Here is a 21,025-nt window from a genome sequence, read left to right on the forward strand (position 1 = left end):
CGCGGTGAAGGCTCGTCGCTCACCCCGCGGAATGCGTCCGACCTGCAGCAAAATATTAGCGGACATCTTTTGACACGCAGTATCCCTATAACACGTACAATATAAAAAATGCCATACTTTATGTTACTTAAAAAAGTTAACCACATGTCAAAAGTTTTAATAGTTTCCTATGTAACAAAAAGGGACCAAATTTAATTGGTCCCTTACATTTTATCGTTTTCCTTTAATATATGGTACACCACTCGCTTTCGGTGCATGTGCTTTACCGATAAATCCAGCTACCGCTAAAATCGTCAATACATACGGTAATATATGCAAGTAATAACTTGGTACTTGATTGATAATCGGAATTTGTCCACCGACAATACTTAATGCTTGTGCAAAACCAAAGAATAATGCAGCACCTAGCGCTCCAAGTGGATGCCATTTACCGAAAATCATCGCAGCAAGCGCCATAAACCCTTGTCCATTAATCGTCGAATGGCTAAATTCAGCTGAAATAGATTGTGCATAAACTGCCCCACCAACCCCAGCGAACATTCCAGATAAAATAACGGCTATATAGCGCATTTTCGTAACATTAACACCCATCGTATCTGCTGCCATCGGGTGTTCCCCTACTGCGCGAAGGCGTAAACCAAATGGTGTTTTATATATAACAAACCAAGCACCGATTGCTACGATGAAAGCTAAAATCGATGTCGAATAGACATCTTTAAAAAGCATAGGTCCTAGAACCGGAATATCACTTAAAAAAGGAATATCAAAACGGATAAATCGTTCTTGAATATAATCTGTTTGTCCTTTCCCGTAAATCATTTTAACGGAGAACAATGCAATCGCGACACCTAGCATATTGATCGCTACCCCGGAAATCGTTTGATCTGCACGGAATGAAATCGTTGCTACAGCATGCATAATCGCAAATATACCAGAAACGATCATTGCCGCTATTATCGAAACCCAAGGAGTCATCGCACCAAAAGTACCGACAAACGTCAAGTTGAAAATAATCCCGATAAATGCTCCCATTACCATTAAACCTTCTAGTCCAATGTTAACAACACCAGAACGTTCAGAGAAAACCCCACCGATTGCGGTAAAGATTAACGGAGCGGCATAAAATATGGCGGACGGAATAATGAAATATAGAACTTCTAAAAAGCTCATATTATTTCGCCTCCTTTTTCTTGTTTATCTTAACAAGGAAATAGCGAATGATGTAACCACATGCTACAAAGAAAATAATAAGTGCGATGACAATCGAAACGATTTCAACCGGTATACCAGCTGCGTTCGGCATATTTAATGAACCAAATTTCAACGCACCGAACAAGGTAGCACCGAACACAACCCCTAGAGGAGTATTTGCACCTAAAAGAGCTACTGCTATTCCGTCAAATCCGATTCCCGTAAAGCCACCTTTTACACTCGCGTATTGGAATGTACCAAGTGCTTCCATAGCACCAGCAAGCCCTGCAAAAGCTCCAGAAATGACCATTGAAAGAATAATATTTTTGTTTACATTCATACCAGCGTAAGCGGATGCATGCTTATTAAATCCAACTGCCTTCAATTCAAAACCAGTCGTTGTTTTTTCCAAAATAAACCACATTACTAATACCATAGCAAGTGCTATGAAAATACCATAATGTAATCTAGAAAAATCTGTCACACTTTCAAAAAAAGCAGATTTCAAAGAAGCCGTTTCTTTAATAGTTTCTGTTGTTTCTTTCCCATTTGCAACCATACGTATAAGCACATTCGTCGTATGAAGTGCAATATAGTTCATCATAATCGTTACAATTACTTCGTGTACTTGTAATTTTGCTTTTAACAGACCAGGTATAAATGCCCATAGTCCTCCAGCCACTGCGGCTGCAATAATGGCAAGTGGTAAATGAATATACATTGGTAGATCGAACGCAATTCCTACATATGCAGCTGCGAACCAACCGACTAGTAATTGTCCTTCTACACCGATATTAAATAACCCTGTACGGAAAGCAAAAGCCACTGCTAAACCGGATAACAAATAAGGAGTTATTGTACGAATGGTTTCTCCAATTGTATAGTAATCTCCAAAAATACCGTTCCATAATGCTGTATAACCTGCTACTGGATCGTATCCACTTGCTAACATTACTACTGCTCCAACAAGTAGACCTAATATAACGGAAATAACAGGGACAAGTATATTAACTACTCTATTCGGCATGCTCTTTATCCCCCTGTTTTACAACTTTTTCCTTGTTAGTTTGACCTGCCATTAACAACCCTAGTTCTTGCTCTGTTGTTTCTTTTGGCAATAATGTATCCACAATTTGTCCATCATAAATAACCGCGATACGATCTGAAACGTTCATTACTTCATCTAATTCAAACGATAGTAGAAGTACCGCTTTACCTTTATTACGTTGTTCGATCAAACGTTGGTGAATAAATTCAATTGCACCAACATCTAATCCCCTAGTTGGAAGTGCAGCAATTAATAATTCAGGATTTCGTTCGATCTCTCGTCCAATAATCGCTTTTTGCTGATTACCACCAGACAAAGCACGTGCTGGAGTATGTTCTCCTTGTGTTCGAACATCATATTCTCGAATTATTTTCTGTGCTAGCTCCGAAACTTTTCCATAGTCCATAATACCATTTTTGGAAATCGGATCTACGTAGTACGTTTGTAATGCAATATTATGCCCGATTGGGAAATCCAGTACTAACCCGTGCTTATGACGGTCTTGTGGAATATGCCCAACCCCTGTTTCTGTAACTTTACGAGGCTTTTTGTTCGTAATGTCTTGTCCATTAATAGAAATAGATCCACTCTTTGTTTTTCTGAGTCCAGTAATAGCTTCGATTAACTCCGATTGACCATTTCCGTCAATTCCTGCAATTCCTAAAATCTCGCCTTTACGTACTGTTAAATTTAAATTCTTTACTTTTTCAACGCCACGGTAATCAGTAACAACTAAATTTTTAACAACTAGAGCATCATCAGTAGGATTTGCTTCGTCTTTCACTGTTGTAAAATCAACTTGTCTACCAACCATTAAAGAAGCAAGTTCATTTGGATTGGTTTCTGCTGTAATAACCGTTCCAATTCCTTCTCCTTTTCGGATAACGGTCACTCTGTCTGAAACGTCCATAATCTCTTTTAATTTATGTGTGATTAAAATGATTGACTTTCCTTCTTGAATGAGTCGCTTCATAATCTGGATGAGCTCCACTATTTCTTGAGGAGTGAGAGATGCGGTCGGTTCGTCGAATATTAGTATTTCTGCGCCTCGGTATAGTGTTTTTAAAATTTCTACACGTTGTTGCATACCAACAGATATATCTTCAATTTTAGCGTATGGATCCACTGCCAAACCGTACATTTCTGATAAAGAATGAATTTTTTTGGCAGCATCTTTAATATCGATCACGCCGCCCTTCGTTAATTCATTCCCTAAAATAATGTTTTCTGTCACCGTGAAATTTTCCACAAGCATAAAATGCTGATGAACCATCCCGATACCAAGATCATTCGCTACGTTCGGATCTGTTATATTCACAGTCTTCCCATGCACTTTTATCTCTCCGGCTTCCGGTTGATATAGGCCAAATAGTACATTCATAAGAGTGGACTTTCCAGCTCCATTTTCTCCTAAAAGAGCATGAATCTCTCCTTTTTTTAATTGGAGGGTAATATTATCATTCGCAACAAATGATCCAAACTCTTTTCGAATGCCTAGCATCTCTATTACATATTCCAATGAATTCACTCCCTACTATACTAGTATAAAATTAATACAGGAAAGACTTTAAATTTTTAAAATCTTTCTTCTATTAATTAAAATATCATAAAGACCGAAATATCTCGGTCTTTATGATTTTCGTTTAACAAATTATTCCAACGTTTCTGAAACAATAATTTCTCCAGAAGCAACTTTATCTGAGTATTCTTGGATTTGGTCTAAAATGTCTTGTGGGATAACGCCACGTGAATCAGCAAGACCAACTCCTTCTTCAGCTAAACCATAAGTTACTGTAGTACCGCCTGGGAAATTACCAGCCATTGCATCATTCGCTACGTCTTGTACCGCAATTCCTACTTTTTTCAACATGGAAGTAAGTGTTACGTTGGAATCGCCAACGGCACCTTCTTCGTATTGGTCAGAGTCAACTCCGATTACCCATACATTTGCATTCGGATCTTTTGTTTTACGTTCTTTTGCTTCCGCAAATACACCGTTACCAGTACCACCAGCAGCGTGTGCAATAATATCAACACCTGAAGAATACATACGGTTAGCAGTTGTTTTACCAAGTGCAGCATCATCAAATTTACCAGTGTATTGTACATCTACTTTAATACTTGGATCTACTGCTTTAACACCTTCAACGAATCCTGCTTCGAAACGTTCGATAACTGGAATTTCCATTCCTCCAACGAAACCAATTTGTTTAGTTTCTGACATAAGTGCAGCTGCAACACCAGCAAGGTATGCTACCTCTTGTTCTTTAAACAATACAGAAACAACATTTGGTTTATCCGCAACACCATCAAGAATAACAAATTTATTATCTGGTTTTTGGTCCGCAATTGTTCCAATCGGCTCTTCTAATAAGAAACCAATACCATAAACGATGTCGAAATCACGACGTACTAAGTTATTTAAGTTTGTTACATAATCAGCGTCTCCTGCTGATTGAAGATAGTCAAAACCACCATCTCCTTTTTCAAGACCATGTTCTGCTCCCCATGCTTGGATACCTTCCCAAGCGGATTGGTTGAAGGATTTGTCATCTACTCCACCAACGTCAGTAATCATGGCAATAGAGAAATCTGCTGATTCTGTAGTACCTTCTGAACCTGTTGTTGCTTTTTCATTGTCTTTTGTACCACAAGCTCCAAGAATCGTACCTGCAGCTAATACAAGCGAAAGTCCTAAACCAAATTTACGCTTTGTCAAAATGAAAACCTCCATTTATTTTCTTATTAGCAGGAATTGAAAACTTTTTACACCCTTTTCCGAACAACATGAAAGCTAAATTTATCTGCTCGAAAATAATTTTTCGAATACAATACCACACGATCATTTTCGTCATAATGCAATTGTTTTAACACAAGCAATGACGTCTCAGGTGCACAATTTAATGTAGGAGAAGCAACTTCATGGTATCCAACAGGATCGATGTATGCTACCGCATGAGATACATGAATTTCTCCAGATTCCTCTAGCGCAGAAAAAATAGAGCCTTCTTCTCTAATGAGAAAATCACCGGGTAAGTAACTTTTAGGAACTTTATCCACGCAATACACTACCGGCTCGCCATTGGCAGTTCGGACACGCTCCATCGATATAATCGATTGCTCGTCCTTACATTCAAAGCGATCCATATCTTCTTCTGTTGGAAGCGATTGCATCGAACTCAAATAAATTGTACCTGGTTCCATGCCCGCGCTTCGTATCATAGAAGAAATACTTGAAAGCTGTTCAATACCAGACGTGAAGACGGGTTTTGAATTAACAAATGTCCCAACTCCATGTCGTCTGACAATTACATTTTCTTCTTCCAAAAGACGTAACGCTTCTCTTAAAGTTGCACGACTGACACCTAGTGATTTTGCTAATTCAAACTCAGAAGGAAGTTTTTCCTTTTCCTTGAATATGCCATTTTCAATGTCTTCTTTTATACGATCAATCACTTGAAGATATAAATGACGATGATCTACTTTTATTGTCATATAAAAACACCACCATTTTTAGAGATCAGACCTCTGATGTAAAACATTCCTACTAATCAGTCATACTATAACACTTTTAATTAGTGAAATAAATACTTTTAATAATTTTTTAACTATTTACTTTACAACAACTTAATCTATTTGTAATCGTTTTGTCATATATAATCAGTATCTACGGCATTTTTCGAAACAAGTACTTGATGTGGCTTATTTCCTTCATAAGGTCCTACTATTCCACCTAACTCGAGTTAGTCGATGATTCTGCCAGCTCGCAAATAGCCCACTCTAAAGGGGCTTTGGATTAATAACACCGATGCGGTTTGCATATCTGTCACTAATTGTGCAGCCTCACCATACAATTCATCCAGGTCTATTTGTTCTTGTTGCTCTTCCACTTCATCCGGAATCATTTCTTCTTGGTACTTTTACAAAATTAATACAGGAAAGACCTTAAATCTTGTAAATTAAAGTTAAAGTTCTATAAAATTTAACGAATGTATTGAATTCTTAAAATCTTTCTTCTATTAATTAAAATATCATAAAGACCGATAAGCTTCGGCCTTTATGATATTAGAAAAACAAATTATTCTACTGTTTCAGGAACAGTGATTTCGCCATCAATGATTTTTTTAGAGAATTCTTCGATTTGGTCTAGAATATCTTGTGGGATAGCTCCGCGAGAGTCAGCAAGCTGGACCCCTTTTTCTGCTAGACCATAAGTTACTGTTTTCCCACCAGGGAAGTTTCCAGCCATTGCTTCTTTTGCAATTGTTTGTACTGCAACGTCTACACGTTTTTGCATGGAAGTAAGTGTAATGTTAGTATCACCTACAGCACCTTCATCATATTGGTCGGAGTCAACTCCGATTACCCATACTTTTGCATTCGGATCTTTTGTTTTACGTTCTTTAGCTTCCGCGAATACACCGTTACCAGTACCGCCAGCTGCGTGGAAAATAATATCAACGCCTGAAGAATACATACGGTTAGCAGTTGTTTTACCAAGAGCTGCATCATCAAATTTACCTGTATATTGAACATCAACCTTGATGCTTGGATCTACAGCTTTTACACCTTCAACGAAACCTGCATGGAAACGTTCGATAACTGGAATTTCCATCCCACCAACGAAACCTACATGCTTCGTTTCTGACATTAATGCAGCTGCAACACCCGCTAAGAAAGAACCTTCTTGCTCTTTAAACATTACAGAAGCAACATTTGGTTTATCAACAATAGAGTCGATTATAGCAAGTTGTGCTTCTGGTTGTTGGTCTGCAATAGTACCAATTGGCTCTTCCATTAAGAAACCGATTCCATAAACAACATCGAAATCACGACGTACTAAGCTATTTAAGTTTGTGAGATAATCAGCGTCTGAACCAGATTGAAGGTAATCGTAGCCACCGTCACCTTTTTTAAGGCCATTTTCTTTACCGAATGCTTCAATACCTTCCCATGCTAATTGGTTGAAAGATTTATCATCTACTCCACCAACGTCCGTTACCATAGCGATAGAGAAATCTTTTGTTTCTGTAGTTCCAGTATCTGCACCTTCTGAACCTGTTGTTGCTTTTTCATCGTCTTTTGTACCACAAGCTCCAAGGATAGTACCGGCAGCTAATACAAGTGATAGACCTAAACCAAATTTACGTTTTGTCAAAATGAAAACCTCCGTTAATTTTCTTATTAGCAGGAATTTAAACCATTTTACACCCTTTTCCGAACAACATGAAAGCTAAATTTATATGCTCGAAAATAATCTTTCTAATACAAAACCACACGATCATATTCGTCATAGTGAAGTTGTTTTAACACAAGTAAAGAAGTTTCCGGTTCACAATTCAAAGTTGGTGAAGCAACTCTATGGTATCCAACAGGGACTATAAACGAGACCGTATGAATACACGTGTGTCTCCAGATTCCTACAATGCAGTAAAAATAGAACCTTCTTCTCTAATGAGAAATTCATTAGGTAAGTAATTCTTTGGAACTTTATCGATACAATACACAGCTGGATCTCCATTTGCAGTACGGACTCGTTCCATTGAAATAATCGATTACTCTTCTTTAGAATGGAAGCGCTTAATATCTTCTTCAATTGGAAGCGATTGCATCGAACTCAAATAAACAGTACCAGATTCCATGCCCGCACTTCGAATCATAGAAGAAAAACTCGAAAGCTAATCAAAACCCGACGCGAAGACGGGTTTTGAATTAACAAAAGTCCCGACTCCATGTCGTCTGACAATTACATTTTCTTCTTCCAATGAACGTAGAGCCTCTCTTAAAGTTGCACGACTAACGCCTAGTGATTTTGCTAATTCAATTCAGAAGGAAGCTTTTCCTTTCCCTTGAAATGTTTTCTTTGATACGATCAATCACTTGAAGATATAAAGGACAATGTTCTACTTTTATTGTCATATAAAAACACCACTATTTTTTGAGATCGGACCTCTGATGTAAAACATTCCTACTAATCAGTCATACTATAACACTTTAAAAGTTCAAAATAAATACTTTTATTAATTTATTAACTATTGACTTTACATAAACTTTATCTATTTGTAATCTTTTTGTCATATAGAATCAGGATCTACAGCGTTTTTTGAGATAAGTACTTGACGTGGCTTACTTCCTTCATAAGGTCCTACTATTCCACCCATTTCGAGTTGATCGATGATTCTTGCGGCTCTTGAATAGCCTACTCTAAACCGTCTTTGGATTAGAGACACCGATGCAGTTTGCATATCTGTTACTAATTGAGCAGCATCGTCATAAAGCTCGTCCCTATCTACTTGTTCTTGAGATTCTTCCACTTCATCTGGAATCATCTCTTCCTGATAATTTGCTTTTTGCTGTTCAATGACAAAGTCTACCATACGCTCTACTTCAGCGTCAGACAAATAAGCCCCTTGCACACGAACTGGTTTTGAACTTCCAGCTGGTAAAAATAGCATATCACCACGACCTAAAAGTTTTTCTGCTCCTCCCATATCGAGTATTGTGCGGGAATCGATCGCAGAAGACACAGCGAACGCAATTCTGGAAGGAATATTTGCTTTTATAATCCCTGTAATAACGTCCACGCTCGGTCTTTGTGTCGCAATGATCAAATGAATTCCAGCAGCACGTGCCATTTGTGCCAAACGCGTGATGGAATCTTCTACATCATTGGATGCAACCATCATTAAATCCGCTAACTCATCCACAATTACAACGATATATGGAAGCTTCGGATGTTTTTCTTCGTTTTCTTCGTTCCATTTGTCAATATACTCATTATAGCCTTCCATATTTCGTGTACCAGTATGCGAGAACAACTCATATCGTCGTTCCATTTCCGAAACGATTTTTTTCAGTGCTTGTGATGCTTTTCGAGGATCCGTAACAACTGGAGCAAGTAAATGCGGTATTCCATTATATACATTTAACTCTACCATTTTCGGATCGATCATCATCATTTTCACTTCATGTGGCTTTGCTCTCATCATAATACTTGTAATGATTCCGTTGATGCAGACACTTTTTCCGCTTCCAGTTGAACCCGCTACTAATAGATGGGGCATTTTGTTTAATTGTGCAAGCACTGCTTGTCCTGTTACGTCACGGCCAAATCCTATGAGTAGTTTTAAATTCGGTTTATTATTTTCTTCCGCTTCTAAAACTTCTCTCAAGCTGACGATGGCAACTTCTGTGTTCGGTACTTCTATCCCAATAGCAGATTTACCAGGAATAGGCGCTTCAATACGAATATCTCTTGCAGCAAGCGCTAGCGCTAAATCATCATGTAAACTGACAATCCGACTTACTTTTACCCCAACATCAGGCAGTACTTCGTATTTTGTCACTGCCGGCCCTAAATGTACTTGCGTTACTTTTGCTTTAACGCCAAAGCTTAAAAACGTTTTTTCTAGTTTTTGTGCATTTGCTTGAAGTGCATTTAACTCGCCACTTTGGTCACTATGTTCGGGTGCATCTAATAATGTAATCGGAGGTAATTGATAATCCTCATTTTCTACTTCTTCTGTTTCCATATTAATCTCGATTGGATCGGTTATTTCTTCTGGTTCAACTTTTTCTTCTTTTCTTACGATCCGTTCTGTAAAGGCGGAAATGATAGGTGCTGTAACTTGTTCTACCTCTTGTTCTCTAATCGTAAGGATCTCCTCGTGGACGGTCACCGCTTCCTCTTGTAACGTTTCTTTCTTCGAACGTCTTCCTGTCTTTTTAGTTGGTGCTGGTTTTTTCTTTTTCTTTTTCTTTCGATTGACTACTTTTTCTCTAAGTATTGGTGCTATTTCAATTACTAACGGTACAAGCGCTTTTCCAGTCCATAAAATAATTCCTATTAATAACAATAGCCATCCAGCAATCTTAGCTCCAGCAGAATCAAACAAAACATGAAAAGCTGCAAATAAAATAGCCCCTATTATACCACCGCCAAGCGAACTCGTTTGATTTGTTATACCTCCACTTTCCACTAACACACGATAACTTTCCCTTAAAATTGAATTTGTCATTAATCCTTTTCCTTCAAATAACTGTTGAAAAAGTGCTAAATGACTAAATAGCAATAAACTACTTAATATAAACCCACTTCCCAATAAGAGACGGTGATTCCATGCTGGGAAGGTTTGCTTCATCATAATGATAAGTGCATATACGATAAATATAAAAGGAATGGCGATATGCCAATTTCCGAATAGAAAATAGCCGATATAAGCGAGTCCTCGACCGACTAGACCGTATTCAAAAAAGGAAATGATTGCTAGTCCGATTATGAGCAATCCAATTATTTCAAACATTAGTGGATGCATTGTTTGTTTTTGGGGTGCTGCTTTTTTAGTTGGTTTTCTCTTTTGTTGTGCCAACAATATCACCTGCTTTCGTTATAAGAAATGCGCAAGCGCCTATGTCTGCCCTGACAGGCAAATGGGGAAAAGCGAGGAGGCAGCTCTTCAGCCACCGCAGCTTTTTTCCATTTGACCCCGTGGGGCAAGGCGCTGGAGCTGGATTGATACTGAGTAAAAAAGCTTATACTTTCTTATCTCTTATAAAAAGGGATTTCCCTCCGTTATCGGAAAGGAAATCCCTCTATTATTCATATTAATATTCCATAATAATCGGGATAATCATTGGACGGCGTTTAGTTTGTTGGAATAAATATGAATTTAGCGTATCACGGATTTCTTGTTTTATGTTTGTCCATTCAAACGTTTCTTTATTCACATATTTTTCAACAATTGTTCGAACTAATTGCGCTGATTCCTCCATTAGTTCCTCTGATTCCCGTACATAGACGAAACCTCTTGAAAGAATTTCTGGACCAGACGCTATTTTCTTTTGAGCGCGGTTCAATGTAACTACTACGATAAAAATACCGTCTTGAGAAAGAAGCTTACGATCACGTAAAACGATATTTCCAACATCCCCTACACCAATTCCATCAATAAGTACGTTACCAGCTTGTACTCTTCCACTCATGCGCATTTTACCATTCTTGTATTCGACAATATCCCCTTTATCCGCGATAAATATTTCTGATTTTGTCATACCAATATCTTGCGCTACTTTCGAGTGAGCCATTAACATACGATATTCCCCTTGAATCGGAATGAAATATTTTGGTTTCGTTAAGTTAAGCATCATTTTTAAATCTTCTTGGCTACCATGTCCGGATACATGGACATTTTTGCTAGCAGTCAATACTTTTGCGCCTACTTTTGCGATTTGGTTCATCGTTTGGTACATGCCAACTTCCATTCCTGGTGAAGGAGTGAACGTAATGAGCACAGTGTCTGTATCTTTAATTTTAATATCTTTGTGGTGTTTACGAATCATTTTTTCAAGCGCTTCTAACGGTTCTCCTTGATTTCCAGAAACGATGATTACAACATTTTCGTCTTCATGCTTGGCAATTTCTTTTATCGAAATAAGTGTGTCTTCTTGCACTGTGAAATACCCAAGATCCAATCCAATTTGGAACGTATTTTCTAATGTTTTTCCCGCTATCGCTACTTTTTTTCCAGTTTCAGCTGCTTTATCTAAAACTTGCTGAATACGGATAAAATTCGATGCATATAAAGCTACTAAAATACGACCACGAGCTGCGTGGAATGTTTCGGATAGTTGATTTTCGATAACCGCTTCTGAAGTTGTATAACCCGGTCTTTCTGCTTCCGTTGAATCGGATAAAAGAATGAATACTCCTTCTTCTCCTAGTCCAGCGATTTTAGCGATATCCGGACGATATTTTCCTTTTGCTGATTGATCAAATTTAAATTCGCCCGTGTGTATGATTGCACCTTCTGACGTATGAAAAACAATTCCAAGTGAATCTGGGATACTATGTGTTGTGTGGAAGAATGTTACATGTGTACTTTGAAAATTCATGCGACTTTTGTTTGTTACTTCAAAATATTTGACTGCTTGTTTCGTTGGAAATGCTTTTACATGCGTTTTTGCTAAAGCAATGGTCAATTTTGAACCGTAAACAGGTGCTTGAACTTTTTGCAATAAATACGAAATGGATCCAATTGCATCTTCATGTCCATGCGTTAAAAAGATCCCTTTTACTCGGTCTTTGTTTTCTTCTAAATACGTAATATCTGGAATGACGATATCAATTCCAAGCATTTCATTTTCAGGGAACATAAGTCCACTGTCTACGACAAATATTTCTTCATCTATTTCTACTACATACATTGCTTTTCCGATTTCCCCTACTCCACCGAGTGGGATAATGCGAATAAGTTCATTTTTTACTTTAACCAAATCTTTTCCTCCTAATATTTACCCGACCAACATCCACTATTTTTTATTATATCGAACGACAACGATTCACACAAATAAAAAAAAGACAGAAAGAAAATTAAATGCCCCGAGTGAAGGGTATCACTTTAACTTTCCTCAGTCTTTTTGGTAAATTTATTTATTTTTCAAGTATTCTTCCCAAATAAGGTCAAATGCTTTTTTCTCGTCGTCTGTCATTTCTACGAGTGGTAATCGAAGAGAGCCTACTTCCACTCCCACTTTGGAAAGTGCATATTTCACTACTACCGGATTGGGTTGTGCGAACAATCCGTTTATAACTGGTAAGATCGCTTGATGGATGTTCGCAGCCTTTTGTTGATCTCCAGCAAGAAATGCTTGTATCATTTCTTGCATATCGTTCCCAATAACATGAGATGCGACTGAAATTATTCCGGCTCCCCCAAGTGCTAATAACGGTAGAGTTAACGCATCATCTCCACTATAAACTCTGAAGTCATCACCTGTACCAGCTAAAATTTTCGTCATTTGATCCAAATTCCCACTCGCTTCTTTTGCGATTTGAATAGATGGGATTTTACTTAAAGCGATCATGGAATCAGCTTCTAAATTTACGACCGAGCGTCCTGGAATATTGTATACAACGATCGGTAATGTTGTAGCATCTGCAATTGCTTCAAAATGCGCAATCATTCCTCGTTGGTTTGGTTTATTGTAATACGGGGTAACAATCATCAGTGCATCCACGCCAAGTGCTTCTGCCTTTTGTGACAAGTCAATCGATGCGGCTGTATTATTACTCCCCGTTCCTGCAATGATCGGAACTCTCTTATTTACTTTTTCTACTACAAACTGTAAGAGTGCCAGCTTCTCGTCCGTTGATAATGTTGGAGACTCTCCAGTTGTTCCGCAAACAACGAGTGATTCCGTTCCAGTTTTTAGTAAATGTTCGATTAACTTTTCTGTTGCAATAAAATCAATGGATCCGTCTTCCGCAAACGGAGTAACCATTGCTGTTGAAATATGACCGATATTCATTTAATTACACCTCTTTTAAAATACGTTCCTCAATTAATGCTTCCGCAATTTGAATGGAGTTAAGTGCTGCACCTTTTAATAGATTATCAGATACGATCCACATGTGGAAGCCATTAGTATTAGAAGGATCTTTTCTAATACGTCCGACAAAAACATCATCTTTATCTGTTGCATAATAAGGCATCGGATATTGCTGTAGTTCCGGAGCATCTTGCAAAGTGATCCCTTTTGTATTCGCAAGTAATTGTTTCAACTCATCTACTGTTACATTCTCTTTATCTATCTCGATATAAACAGATTCCGAATGACCAGTTACGACGGGTACCCGAACACAAGTTGCCGCAATAGAGAGCCCCGGAAGTGACATAATCTTCTTCGTTTCATTCATCATTTTATGCTCTTCAAATGTAAAACCATCTTCCTCAAATACATCAATTTGTGGAATAACGTTACCTGCAATTGGATAATGCTTCTCTGCGCTTTTTACTGGTAAAATCGTTGGATTCGGATCTTTTTCTTTAATTGCTTCACTTTGTGTTATTAACTCATCGATTGCCGCTGCACCTGCACCTGAAACTGCTTGGTAAGTGGAGACTATGACTTTATTTAAACCATACTGTTTATGAATAGGTTCAAGCGCGCAAACCATCTGAATAGTGGAACAATTAGGATTAGCTATAATCCCTTGATGTGCATGTAACGCTTGTTTATTGACTTCAGGAACGACAAGTGGTGTATCTTTATCCATTCGAAATGCACTTGTATTGTCGACGACGATTGCTCCTCGACTAACTGCTTCTTTTGCTAGCCCCTTCGAGATAGAGCCACCTGCCGAAAAAAATGCAACGTCTACTCCTTCGAATGATTCTGGTGTAGCTTCCTCGAGCGTATATGTTAAACCATTAACTTCCACTTCTTTACCTGCAGATCGTTCGGAAGCTAAAAGCTTTAACTTTGAAAATGGAAAGCTTCTTTCTACTAACTTTTCGATAATTTTTTGACCGACAGCACCTGTCGCTCCTACTACTGCTACTGTATAACCTTGTGACATAAAAGCTCTCCTCCTAAAATCAAAACATATTGGCGATATTGTATCATATTATACATGAAAATACATCACTATTTATATTTATGATAAATGCGTTATGAGCAGAGGCTGTAGTTGTTTTTTCTGGATGGCATGCTCCACAGTAGGTACAATACTTGTGAAATCAGCGATTAGTGAGTTTGGTTTAGAGTGAGGATTGTCTTGACCAAAAGGAATAAAATAAATATTTTTTGTAGACAAAAGCTTCATGATATTCATCCCATTTAATCCTAATGCATCGTTTGTAGATATACCTAGAACAACTGGTTTTCCATTTCGTAATGTTGCTTTTGCAGCCATTAAAACAGGTGAATCTGTTTGCGCATTCGCCAGTTTACTAATCGAATTACCAGTCATCGGTGCAATGACCATACAGTCAAGTGGATTAGTCGGTCCAAAAGGCTCTGCTTCTACAATTTTGGAAATTACTTTACTGCCACTTGCGTATTCAATCTTTTCAATCCATTCCTCTCCTGTTCCAAACCGGGTTGCTGCTGTTAATACAGAATACGTAATAATAGGCACAACTATCGCGCCTACTTCTTTAAATTGTTTAATCATCGGTATTACTTCCTCATACGTACAATGAGATGCCGTAATACCAAGACCTATTCTAAGATCTTTCAACACTATACTTTTCCTCCTTTAAAAAAGACAAATGATTTTGAACCGACTGGGCAATAAGTAAACCAGCATCTTTTGGAAAATACATGCCAGGTAAACTAGTCGCAAGCGCATAATTAGATGGTATGTTTTCCTCTGGATCGAGTAAACATCCTGGATTGGAAGCAAGATCGAAAACTTGTTTAAAGCAATCCGCCTGTGTATTTTCTAACCATCTGGATGGTATAGTATTGATCAAATATGCCGATTGACTCTTTTGTTTTTCTAATACATTTTCAAACGTTTCTATGTCATAACCGTAACTTTTCGCTTCAAATAATTGATGTTCCGATCGTACGGAAACTACTACTTTTGCTCCTAAGTGATGCAATGCATAAGCAAGTCTTTTCCCTACTCTCCCATAACCTGTAATGATAAATTGCTTATTATAAATCGCTTTTTTTTCATGTTTATAAAAATAATTTATAAATCCTTCTGCAGTAAGATTGGCATTATCCCAAATATATTGCTCATCTTCTAAATAGGCAAACACTTGAATGTCCTTACGCTCTATTTCTTGCTTGATCTCTTCATTTTTTTTGCCAACAAATAGGACTTCGCACGATTCTGGTAGAATAAAAGGACATTCCATTTGAAGTGGTTGAATCGGCAAAAATAGTATATGTGGTTCAAATTGATCGATTGCATCTTTTAGTTCGTCATCCCACTTCATCGTGGCCAATAATTTTGTGTCTAAGTCGTTACTAATTGCTGTGTGGAAGTAGGATAAGCGCAGGTCAGTTCCAATAATAAGACATTTTTTCTTCATGAATATTCACTTGCTTCACTGGAAGAATCTGTTTCATTGAATAATATACGATCTTTACCAATAAGGATGATTTCTTCCCAAGCAATAAATTCTTTTTTCTTATTTGCTTTGTTTGCTTGAAAAAAAGATGCTGTCTTTTGAAAAACTTCAAATCCTTCTATTTTACCTGTCTTTGGATTGAAAAGTAGTTCTGTGTCCGCTAGCTTCCCGTATCTCGCACCGTCTTTCACTTGTATTAATTCTTTTTCTGCCAGTTCCGAAAGTAACAATCATTTCCCTCCTTATTTCTTTCTATTTATGTATATGCCATTTTATTAGACATAGTGAATAAGAAATAAAGCAATCAAGCTTTAAGGGCAACTTAATGTCTGAAGCATGGACGGAGAAAATTCAGCAGCTCAATGAGTGTTGTGCATAATAGGAATAATGCCGCGTAAAAAGCTCGATTTAGTGTCCGTAATGATTTCCGCTGCAGGCGGACGCTTTCCACGGGGTGAGCGATGAGCCTTCACCGTCGCTTGCGCGTACGTTGTGAAGTCTCATCTATCTCACTTGATCCCGTCGGAGTCGCCGCCTTCCGCTCCAATCAATGGGAATTTCCTGCTATATTGGCATATGCAGTTATCAGAGATTTAAATTTATCCAGTCCACTACGCAATATTTATTAAACCTAATTAGAAAATACTTCTCAAATAAATGGAGCATTTACTAAGATAAAGTTCGTTTCACCCAACTATTTATTGGGATAATATCCTGTATTCATTATCGTCTCACCCTAAGTAAACTTGTTATTATAAGAATTGGTTGCTTTCACTAGCAATTTGGGTGCTCTCGCGCAATTTAGTTGCTTTTCGAATAGAACTAGTTGCTTTCAATAATTAATTGAATGCGCTTAGCCATTTACTGGATACTTATATATCGAAATACTATACAGTTTAGAGATAAAGCACACACCACGGTATCTGTTGGATTAGATTGGTGGTCGTGTTCAGCGGCCAATTTGTCGCTTTCGAGATGGGCTTCTTCTTGTTTACTGCGTATTCAGTCTCGTTCAACCACTTATTGGATTTCACTTTCTGGAAATACTACATAAGATTGAATTTAGAGCAGTGAAACTGATTAGCTAGCAATTTGGGTGGATTGGAGCGGAAGGGCGGCGACTCCTGCCGGATGAGTGAGAAAGATGAGACATCGCAGGCGAACGCGTAAGCGTCGGCGATGGCTCATCGCTCACCCGGCGGAAAGCGTCCGCCCTGTAGCGGAAATCCTAGCAGGCACTAAACAGCGCTTTTTTACGACGCATTATCCCTTTAAAGCGAAACGAAACATATAACAATAGACCATCGTTTTTTCTTTAGTAGCTAAAATAAACTGAAAAGGGTATAAAAAAAACGTCGATCATGATTGATCGGCGTTTTTAGGCATGATAATGGATATAGCAGGTTTGTATGAAAAAATTTCTTTTGCTAGATCCATCACAGATGCCAGTGTTACTTCATCTATTGTTTCACTCACTTCATCAAGTGAGCGATGTTTTCCATATAACAACTCGTTTTTACCATTGCGGCTCATCCGTGAATTCGTACTTTCTAAACCTAATAATAAATTCCCTTTTAATTGCTCTTTTGCATTTGATACTTCGGTTTCTGTAAATCCGTTCTGAATAATCGTCTGAATCGTATCGTTAATAGAAGACTTTAATTCGTTTAATTGATTGCTAGAAGTACCCCCGTACACAGCAAGTATCCCAGTATCTTCATAAGAAGAATGATAAGAGTAAATAGAGTAGGCGAGCCCTTTATCTTCTCTAATTTCTTGGAATAATCTAGATGACATACTTCCACCTAAAATATTATTTAGGATGACTAAGCTATAAATATTATCAGCCTTTACTGCTAAACCAGGATACGCTAAACAAATATGTGCTTGTTCTGTTTCTCTACTTTTTTCGGTATAAATAGGGCTCATCACCGGAGTAGCAAAATCAGTAATATCCTGTGATTTCGTATATGAGAACTTTCCAAATAACGATTCAACGTAATCAGTAAGTCCTTCTGGAATATTACCCGCTACGGAAATAACGACGTTTTCAGGGATATAATGCTTTTCCATATACGATAAAATCATTTCTTTTGTAAAGGTATTCAGCGTTTCCACTGTTCCTAAAATAGGTGCTCCTAATGGGTGATTTCCATACATTTCTCTCCATAAATACTCATGGACAATATCATCTGGCGTGTCTTCTACCATATTTATTTCTTCTAAAACGACTTGTCGTTCTTTTTCAATTTCAATTGGGTCAAATACAGAATGGAAGAACATATCTGCGAGTATTTCCACAGCGTGCTTTGCATGATGATCTAATACTTTTGCGTAGTAACAAGTATTTTCTTTCGATGTAAACGCGTTAATATTACCGCCAATTCGATCGAATTCCTCTGCTATTTGTTTAGCCGTTCTTTTTTCTGTCCCTTTAAACAACATATGCTCGATAAAATGTGTTAAACCATTTTCTTCTGGAAGTTCATATCTAGAACCGGCTTGCACCCATATTCCGACCGCTACAGAACGCACATGAGGAATGTGTTCAGCAACAATCCGAAGCCCATTATTACAAGTAATTTTCTTTATCAATATTTGCACCTCTGCCTAGTTTATTCAAGTATTAAAAAAAGTTGCCGTAGAAACATTTCTACGGTCAACCCATTACGTTACTGGAAAATATATGATTATTGGTTTTCTTTTTGCTCTTCGCGTTCTTTTTCTTCTTTTAATACGACTTTGCGAGATAGGTTTACGCGACCTTGATTGTCAATTTCGATTACTTTCACTAGAAGCTCATCTCCAAGCTTAAGCACGTCTTCTACATTTTTCGTACGTTCTTCTTGAATTTCCGAAATGTGTAGGAGACCATCTTTCCCGTTGAATATTTCTACGAAAGCACCGAATTTTTCAATGCGTTTTACTTTTCCTAAATAATATTCGCCTACTTGGGCTACTCGAACGATATCTTCAATAATTTGTTTCGCACGTGCAATCATTTCTTCATCTGGTGATGCAATATAAATTGTACCATCTTGCTCGGTATCAATTTTTACGCCAGTTTCATCAATGATTTTATTGATCTGTTTACCACCAGGTCCAATTACATCACGGATTTTGTCTGGATTAATTTTGATCATTGTAATTTTCGGTGCGTATTCGGATAATTTTTCACGTGGTTGGTTAATTGTTGCAAGCATGCTTTCTAAAATCTGCATACGACCAATTTTCGCTTGTTCAAGTGCTTCTTCTAAAATCGTTTTAGATAATCCTTCGATTTTAATATCCATTTGAAGTGCTGTAATCCCTTTAGATGTACCAGCAACTTTAAAGTCCATATCTCCGAGATGATCTTCCATCCCTTGGATATCGGTTAATATCGTGTAGTTTTCGCCTTTTTTCACTAGACCCATTGCTATACCTGCTACTGGAGCTTTTAGCGGAACACCTGCATCCATCATCGCAAGCGTTGATGCACAAATACTTGCTTGAGAAGTAGAACCATTCGATTCTAATACTTCTGCCACTAGACGAAGTGTATATGGGAAATCTGCTTCATCTGGAATAACCGCTTCTAACGCACGCTCACCAAGGGCACCATGTCCGATTTCACGACGACCTGGAGCACGAATTGGGCCCGTTTCCCCAACGCTAAATTGCGGGAAATTGTAATGATGCATGAAACGTTTTGTTTCTTCTAAACCAAGGCCATCAATAATTTGTACATCGCCAAGTGGCCCTAAAGTACAAATACTTAATGCTTGTGTTTGGCCTCGAGTAAATAATCCAGAACCATGTGTTCTTTGTAAGACGCCTACCTCAGAAGATAAAGGACGAATTTCTGCTACGCCACGACCGTCTGGACGGATTTTATCTTCTGTGATTAAACGGCGAACTTCCTCTTTCACCATTGCATCTAAAATTTCTTTCACTTGTTTTAACGTTGATTCATCTGCTTCTTTTTCTGTATATTGTTCTAATACTTCATTTTTTACTTCCGTAATAGCATCTTCACGTGCATGTTTTTCTTGAACTTGAATAGCTTGTACAAGTTTTGTTTCGCAAATGCCTTTTACTTCTTCCAAAAGTTCTTTATCTAGTTCAAAAAGAGGAATTTCTTTTTTCTCTTTTCCAATTTCAGCAACTACTTGTTCTTGGAACTCAATCAATTTAATAATTTCGCTATGACCGAACATGATTGCTTCTAATACGACTTCTTCTGAAACTTCTTTCGCTCCAGCTTCCACCATATTAATCGCGTCTTTTGTTCCCGCAACTGTTAAATCTAGTGTGCTTTTTTCCATTTGTTCAACAGTTGGGTTAATGATCAATTCGTCTCCAATTAAACCAACTTGAACTCCCGCAATTGGGCCGTCAAACGGAATGTCTGACACGCTAAGTGCTAAAGAAGAACCTAGCATTGCTGCCATCTCAGATGAGCAGTTTTGATCAACGGACATTACGATGGAGATTACTTGTACTTCATTACGGAAACCGTCTGGAAATAATGGACGAATTGGACGGTCGATTAAACGACTTGTTAAAATCGCTCTTTCAGAAGGGCGTCCTTCCCGTTTAATAAATCCACCAGGAATTTTACCAACAGCGTATAATTTTTCTTCATAGTTCACTGTTAGGGGGAAGAAATCTAAATTTTTGGGTTGTTTGGAAGCAGTTGCTACAGATAATACACTTGTATCCCCGTATCTAACTAATACTGCTCCATTTGCTTGCTTTGCAAGTTGTCCGATTTCTACTTGTAACGGACGACCTGCCCATTCGTACGTAAACACTTTCTTTTCACTCATTTAATCAAAACTCCTCTCAACTTCAAAACTGCTTGAATAACGTATATAAAAGTTATATGTATCATAAGTAGTGTATCAAAAAAACCAAAACTATGCGAAGTATTTTACGC

16 protein-coding genes and 1 pseudogene are annotated in these 21,025 nt (G+C 37.8%); all 17 read right to left on the reverse strand.

Annotated features, from left to right (window positions below; all coding sequences use genetic code 11):
• Positions 1 to 210: 210 nt before the first annotated feature.
• Positions 211 to 1,170, reverse strand: coding sequence for an ABC transporter permease (locus ACIQYS_RS03930; protein WP_402975239.1), 960 nt, complete (start codon positions 1,168 to 1,170; stop codon positions 211 to 213).
• A gap of 1 nt (position 1,171) precedes the next feature.
• Positions 1,172 to 2,218 carry an ABC transporter permease gene (locus ACIQYS_RS03935; RefSeq protein ID WP_402975242.1) on the reverse strand — a complete coding sequence of 349 codons (1,047 nt, stop codon included), beginning with the start codon at positions 2,216 to 2,218 and terminating at the stop codon, positions 1,172 to 1,174.
• Positions 2,208 to 3,758 carry an ABC transporter ATP-binding protein gene (locus tag ACIQYS_RS03940; protein ID WP_402975245.1) on the reverse strand — a complete coding sequence of 517 codons (1,551 nt, stop codon included), beginning with the start codon at positions 3,756 to 3,758 and terminating at the stop codon, positions 2,208 to 2,210. The genes ACIQYS_RS03935 and ACIQYS_RS03940 overlap by 11 nt, the downstream gene beginning before the upstream one ends.
• 132 nt (positions 3,759 to 3,890) lie before the next feature.
• Positions 3,891 to 4,958, reverse strand: coding sequence for a BMP family lipoprotein (locus ACIQYS_RS03945; protein ID WP_402975248.1), 1,068 nt, complete (start codon positions 4,956 to 4,958; stop codon positions 3,891 to 3,893).
• 47 nt (positions 4,959 to 5,005) lie between these two features.
• A complete protein-coding gene (locus tag ACIQYS_RS03950) occupies positions 5,006 to 5,734 on the reverse strand; it encodes a GntR family transcriptional regulator (RefSeq protein ID WP_402975251.1) in 729 nt (242 codons plus the stop codon).
• A 248-nt stretch (positions 5,735 to 5,982) separates the two neighbouring features.
• Positions 5,983 to 6,144, reverse strand: coding sequence for a DNA translocase FtsK (locus tag ACIQYS_RS03955; RefSeq protein ID WP_402975254.1), 162 nt, complete (start codon positions 6,142 to 6,144; stop codon positions 5,983 to 5,985).
• A gap of 173 nt (positions 6,145 to 6,317) precedes the next feature.
• Entirely contained in the window at positions 6,318 to 7,397 is a 1,080-nt protein-coding gene (locus tag ACIQYS_RS03960; protein ID WP_402975257.1) for a BMP family lipoprotein, read from the reverse strand.
• A gap of 104 nt (positions 7,398 to 7,501) precedes the next feature.
• Positions 7,502 to 8,158, reverse strand: a pseudogene (locus ACIQYS_RS03965) (GntR family transcriptional regulator).
• Between the two features lie 155 nt (positions 8,159 to 8,313).
• Entirely contained in the window at positions 8,314 to 10,554 is a 2,241-nt protein-coding gene (locus ACIQYS_RS03970) for a DNA translocase FtsK (protein WP_402975581.1), read from the reverse strand.
• 289 nt (positions 10,555 to 10,843) lie between these two features.
• Positions 10,844 to 12,511 (reverse strand): ribonuclease J, encoded by a 1,668-nt coding sequence (locus ACIQYS_RS03975; RefSeq protein WP_402975260.1) that lies wholly within the window; start codon positions 12,509 to 12,511, stop codon positions 10,844 to 10,846.
• Between the two features lie 153 nt (positions 12,512 to 12,664).
• Positions 12,665 to 13,546, reverse strand: coding sequence for a 4-hydroxy-tetrahydrodipicolinate synthase (gene dapA / locus ACIQYS_RS03980; RefSeq protein WP_402975263.1), 882 nt, complete (start codon positions 13,544 to 13,546; stop codon positions 12,665 to 12,667).
• Between the two features lie 4 nt (positions 13,547 to 13,550).
• Positions 13,551 to 14,597 carry an aspartate-semialdehyde dehydrogenase gene (locus tag ACIQYS_RS03985; protein ID WP_402975266.1) on the reverse strand — a complete coding sequence of 349 codons (1,047 nt, stop codon included), beginning with the start codon at positions 14,595 to 14,597 and terminating at the stop codon, positions 13,551 to 13,553.
• Between the two features lie 78 nt (positions 14,598 to 14,675).
• Positions 14,676 to 15,263, reverse strand: coding sequence for a dipicolinate synthase subunit B (locus tag ACIQYS_RS03990; protein ID WP_402975269.1), 588 nt, complete (start codon positions 15,261 to 15,263; stop codon positions 14,676 to 14,678).
• Positions 15,247 to 16,065 (reverse strand): NAD(P)-dependent oxidoreductase, encoded by an 819-nt coding sequence (locus ACIQYS_RS03995; RefSeq protein WP_402975272.1) that lies wholly within the window; start codon positions 16,063 to 16,065, stop codon positions 15,247 to 15,249. The genes ACIQYS_RS03990 and ACIQYS_RS03995 overlap by 17 nt, the downstream gene beginning before the upstream one ends.
• Positions 16,062 to 16,334 (reverse strand): YlmC/YmxH family sporulation protein, encoded by a 273-nt coding sequence (locus ACIQYS_RS04000; protein ID WP_402975275.1) that lies wholly within the window; start codon positions 16,332 to 16,334, stop codon positions 16,062 to 16,064. The genes ACIQYS_RS03995 and ACIQYS_RS04000 overlap by 4 nt, the downstream gene beginning before the upstream one ends.
• Before the next feature lie 1,129 nt (positions 16,335 to 17,463).
• Positions 17,464 to 18,699 carry a M16 family metallopeptidase gene (locus ACIQYS_RS04005; protein ID WP_402975278.1) on the reverse strand — a complete coding sequence of 412 codons (1,236 nt, stop codon included), beginning with the start codon at positions 18,697 to 18,699 and terminating at the stop codon, positions 17,464 to 17,466.
• A 95-nt stretch (positions 18,700 to 18,794) separates the two neighbouring features.
• Positions 18,795 to 20,915: a polyribonucleotide nucleotidyltransferase gene (gene pnp, locus ACIQYS_RS04010; RefSeq protein ID WP_402975281.1), complete on the reverse strand. Its 2,121-nt coding sequence runs from the start codon at positions 20,913 to 20,915 to the stop codon at positions 18,795 to 18,797.
• Positions 20,916 to 21,025: the final 110 nt, after the last annotated feature.

Source organism: Psychrobacillus sp. NPDC096426 (assembly GCF_044762745.1).
GTDB lineage: Bacteria > Bacillota > Bacilli > Bacillales_A > Planococcaceae > Psychrobacillus.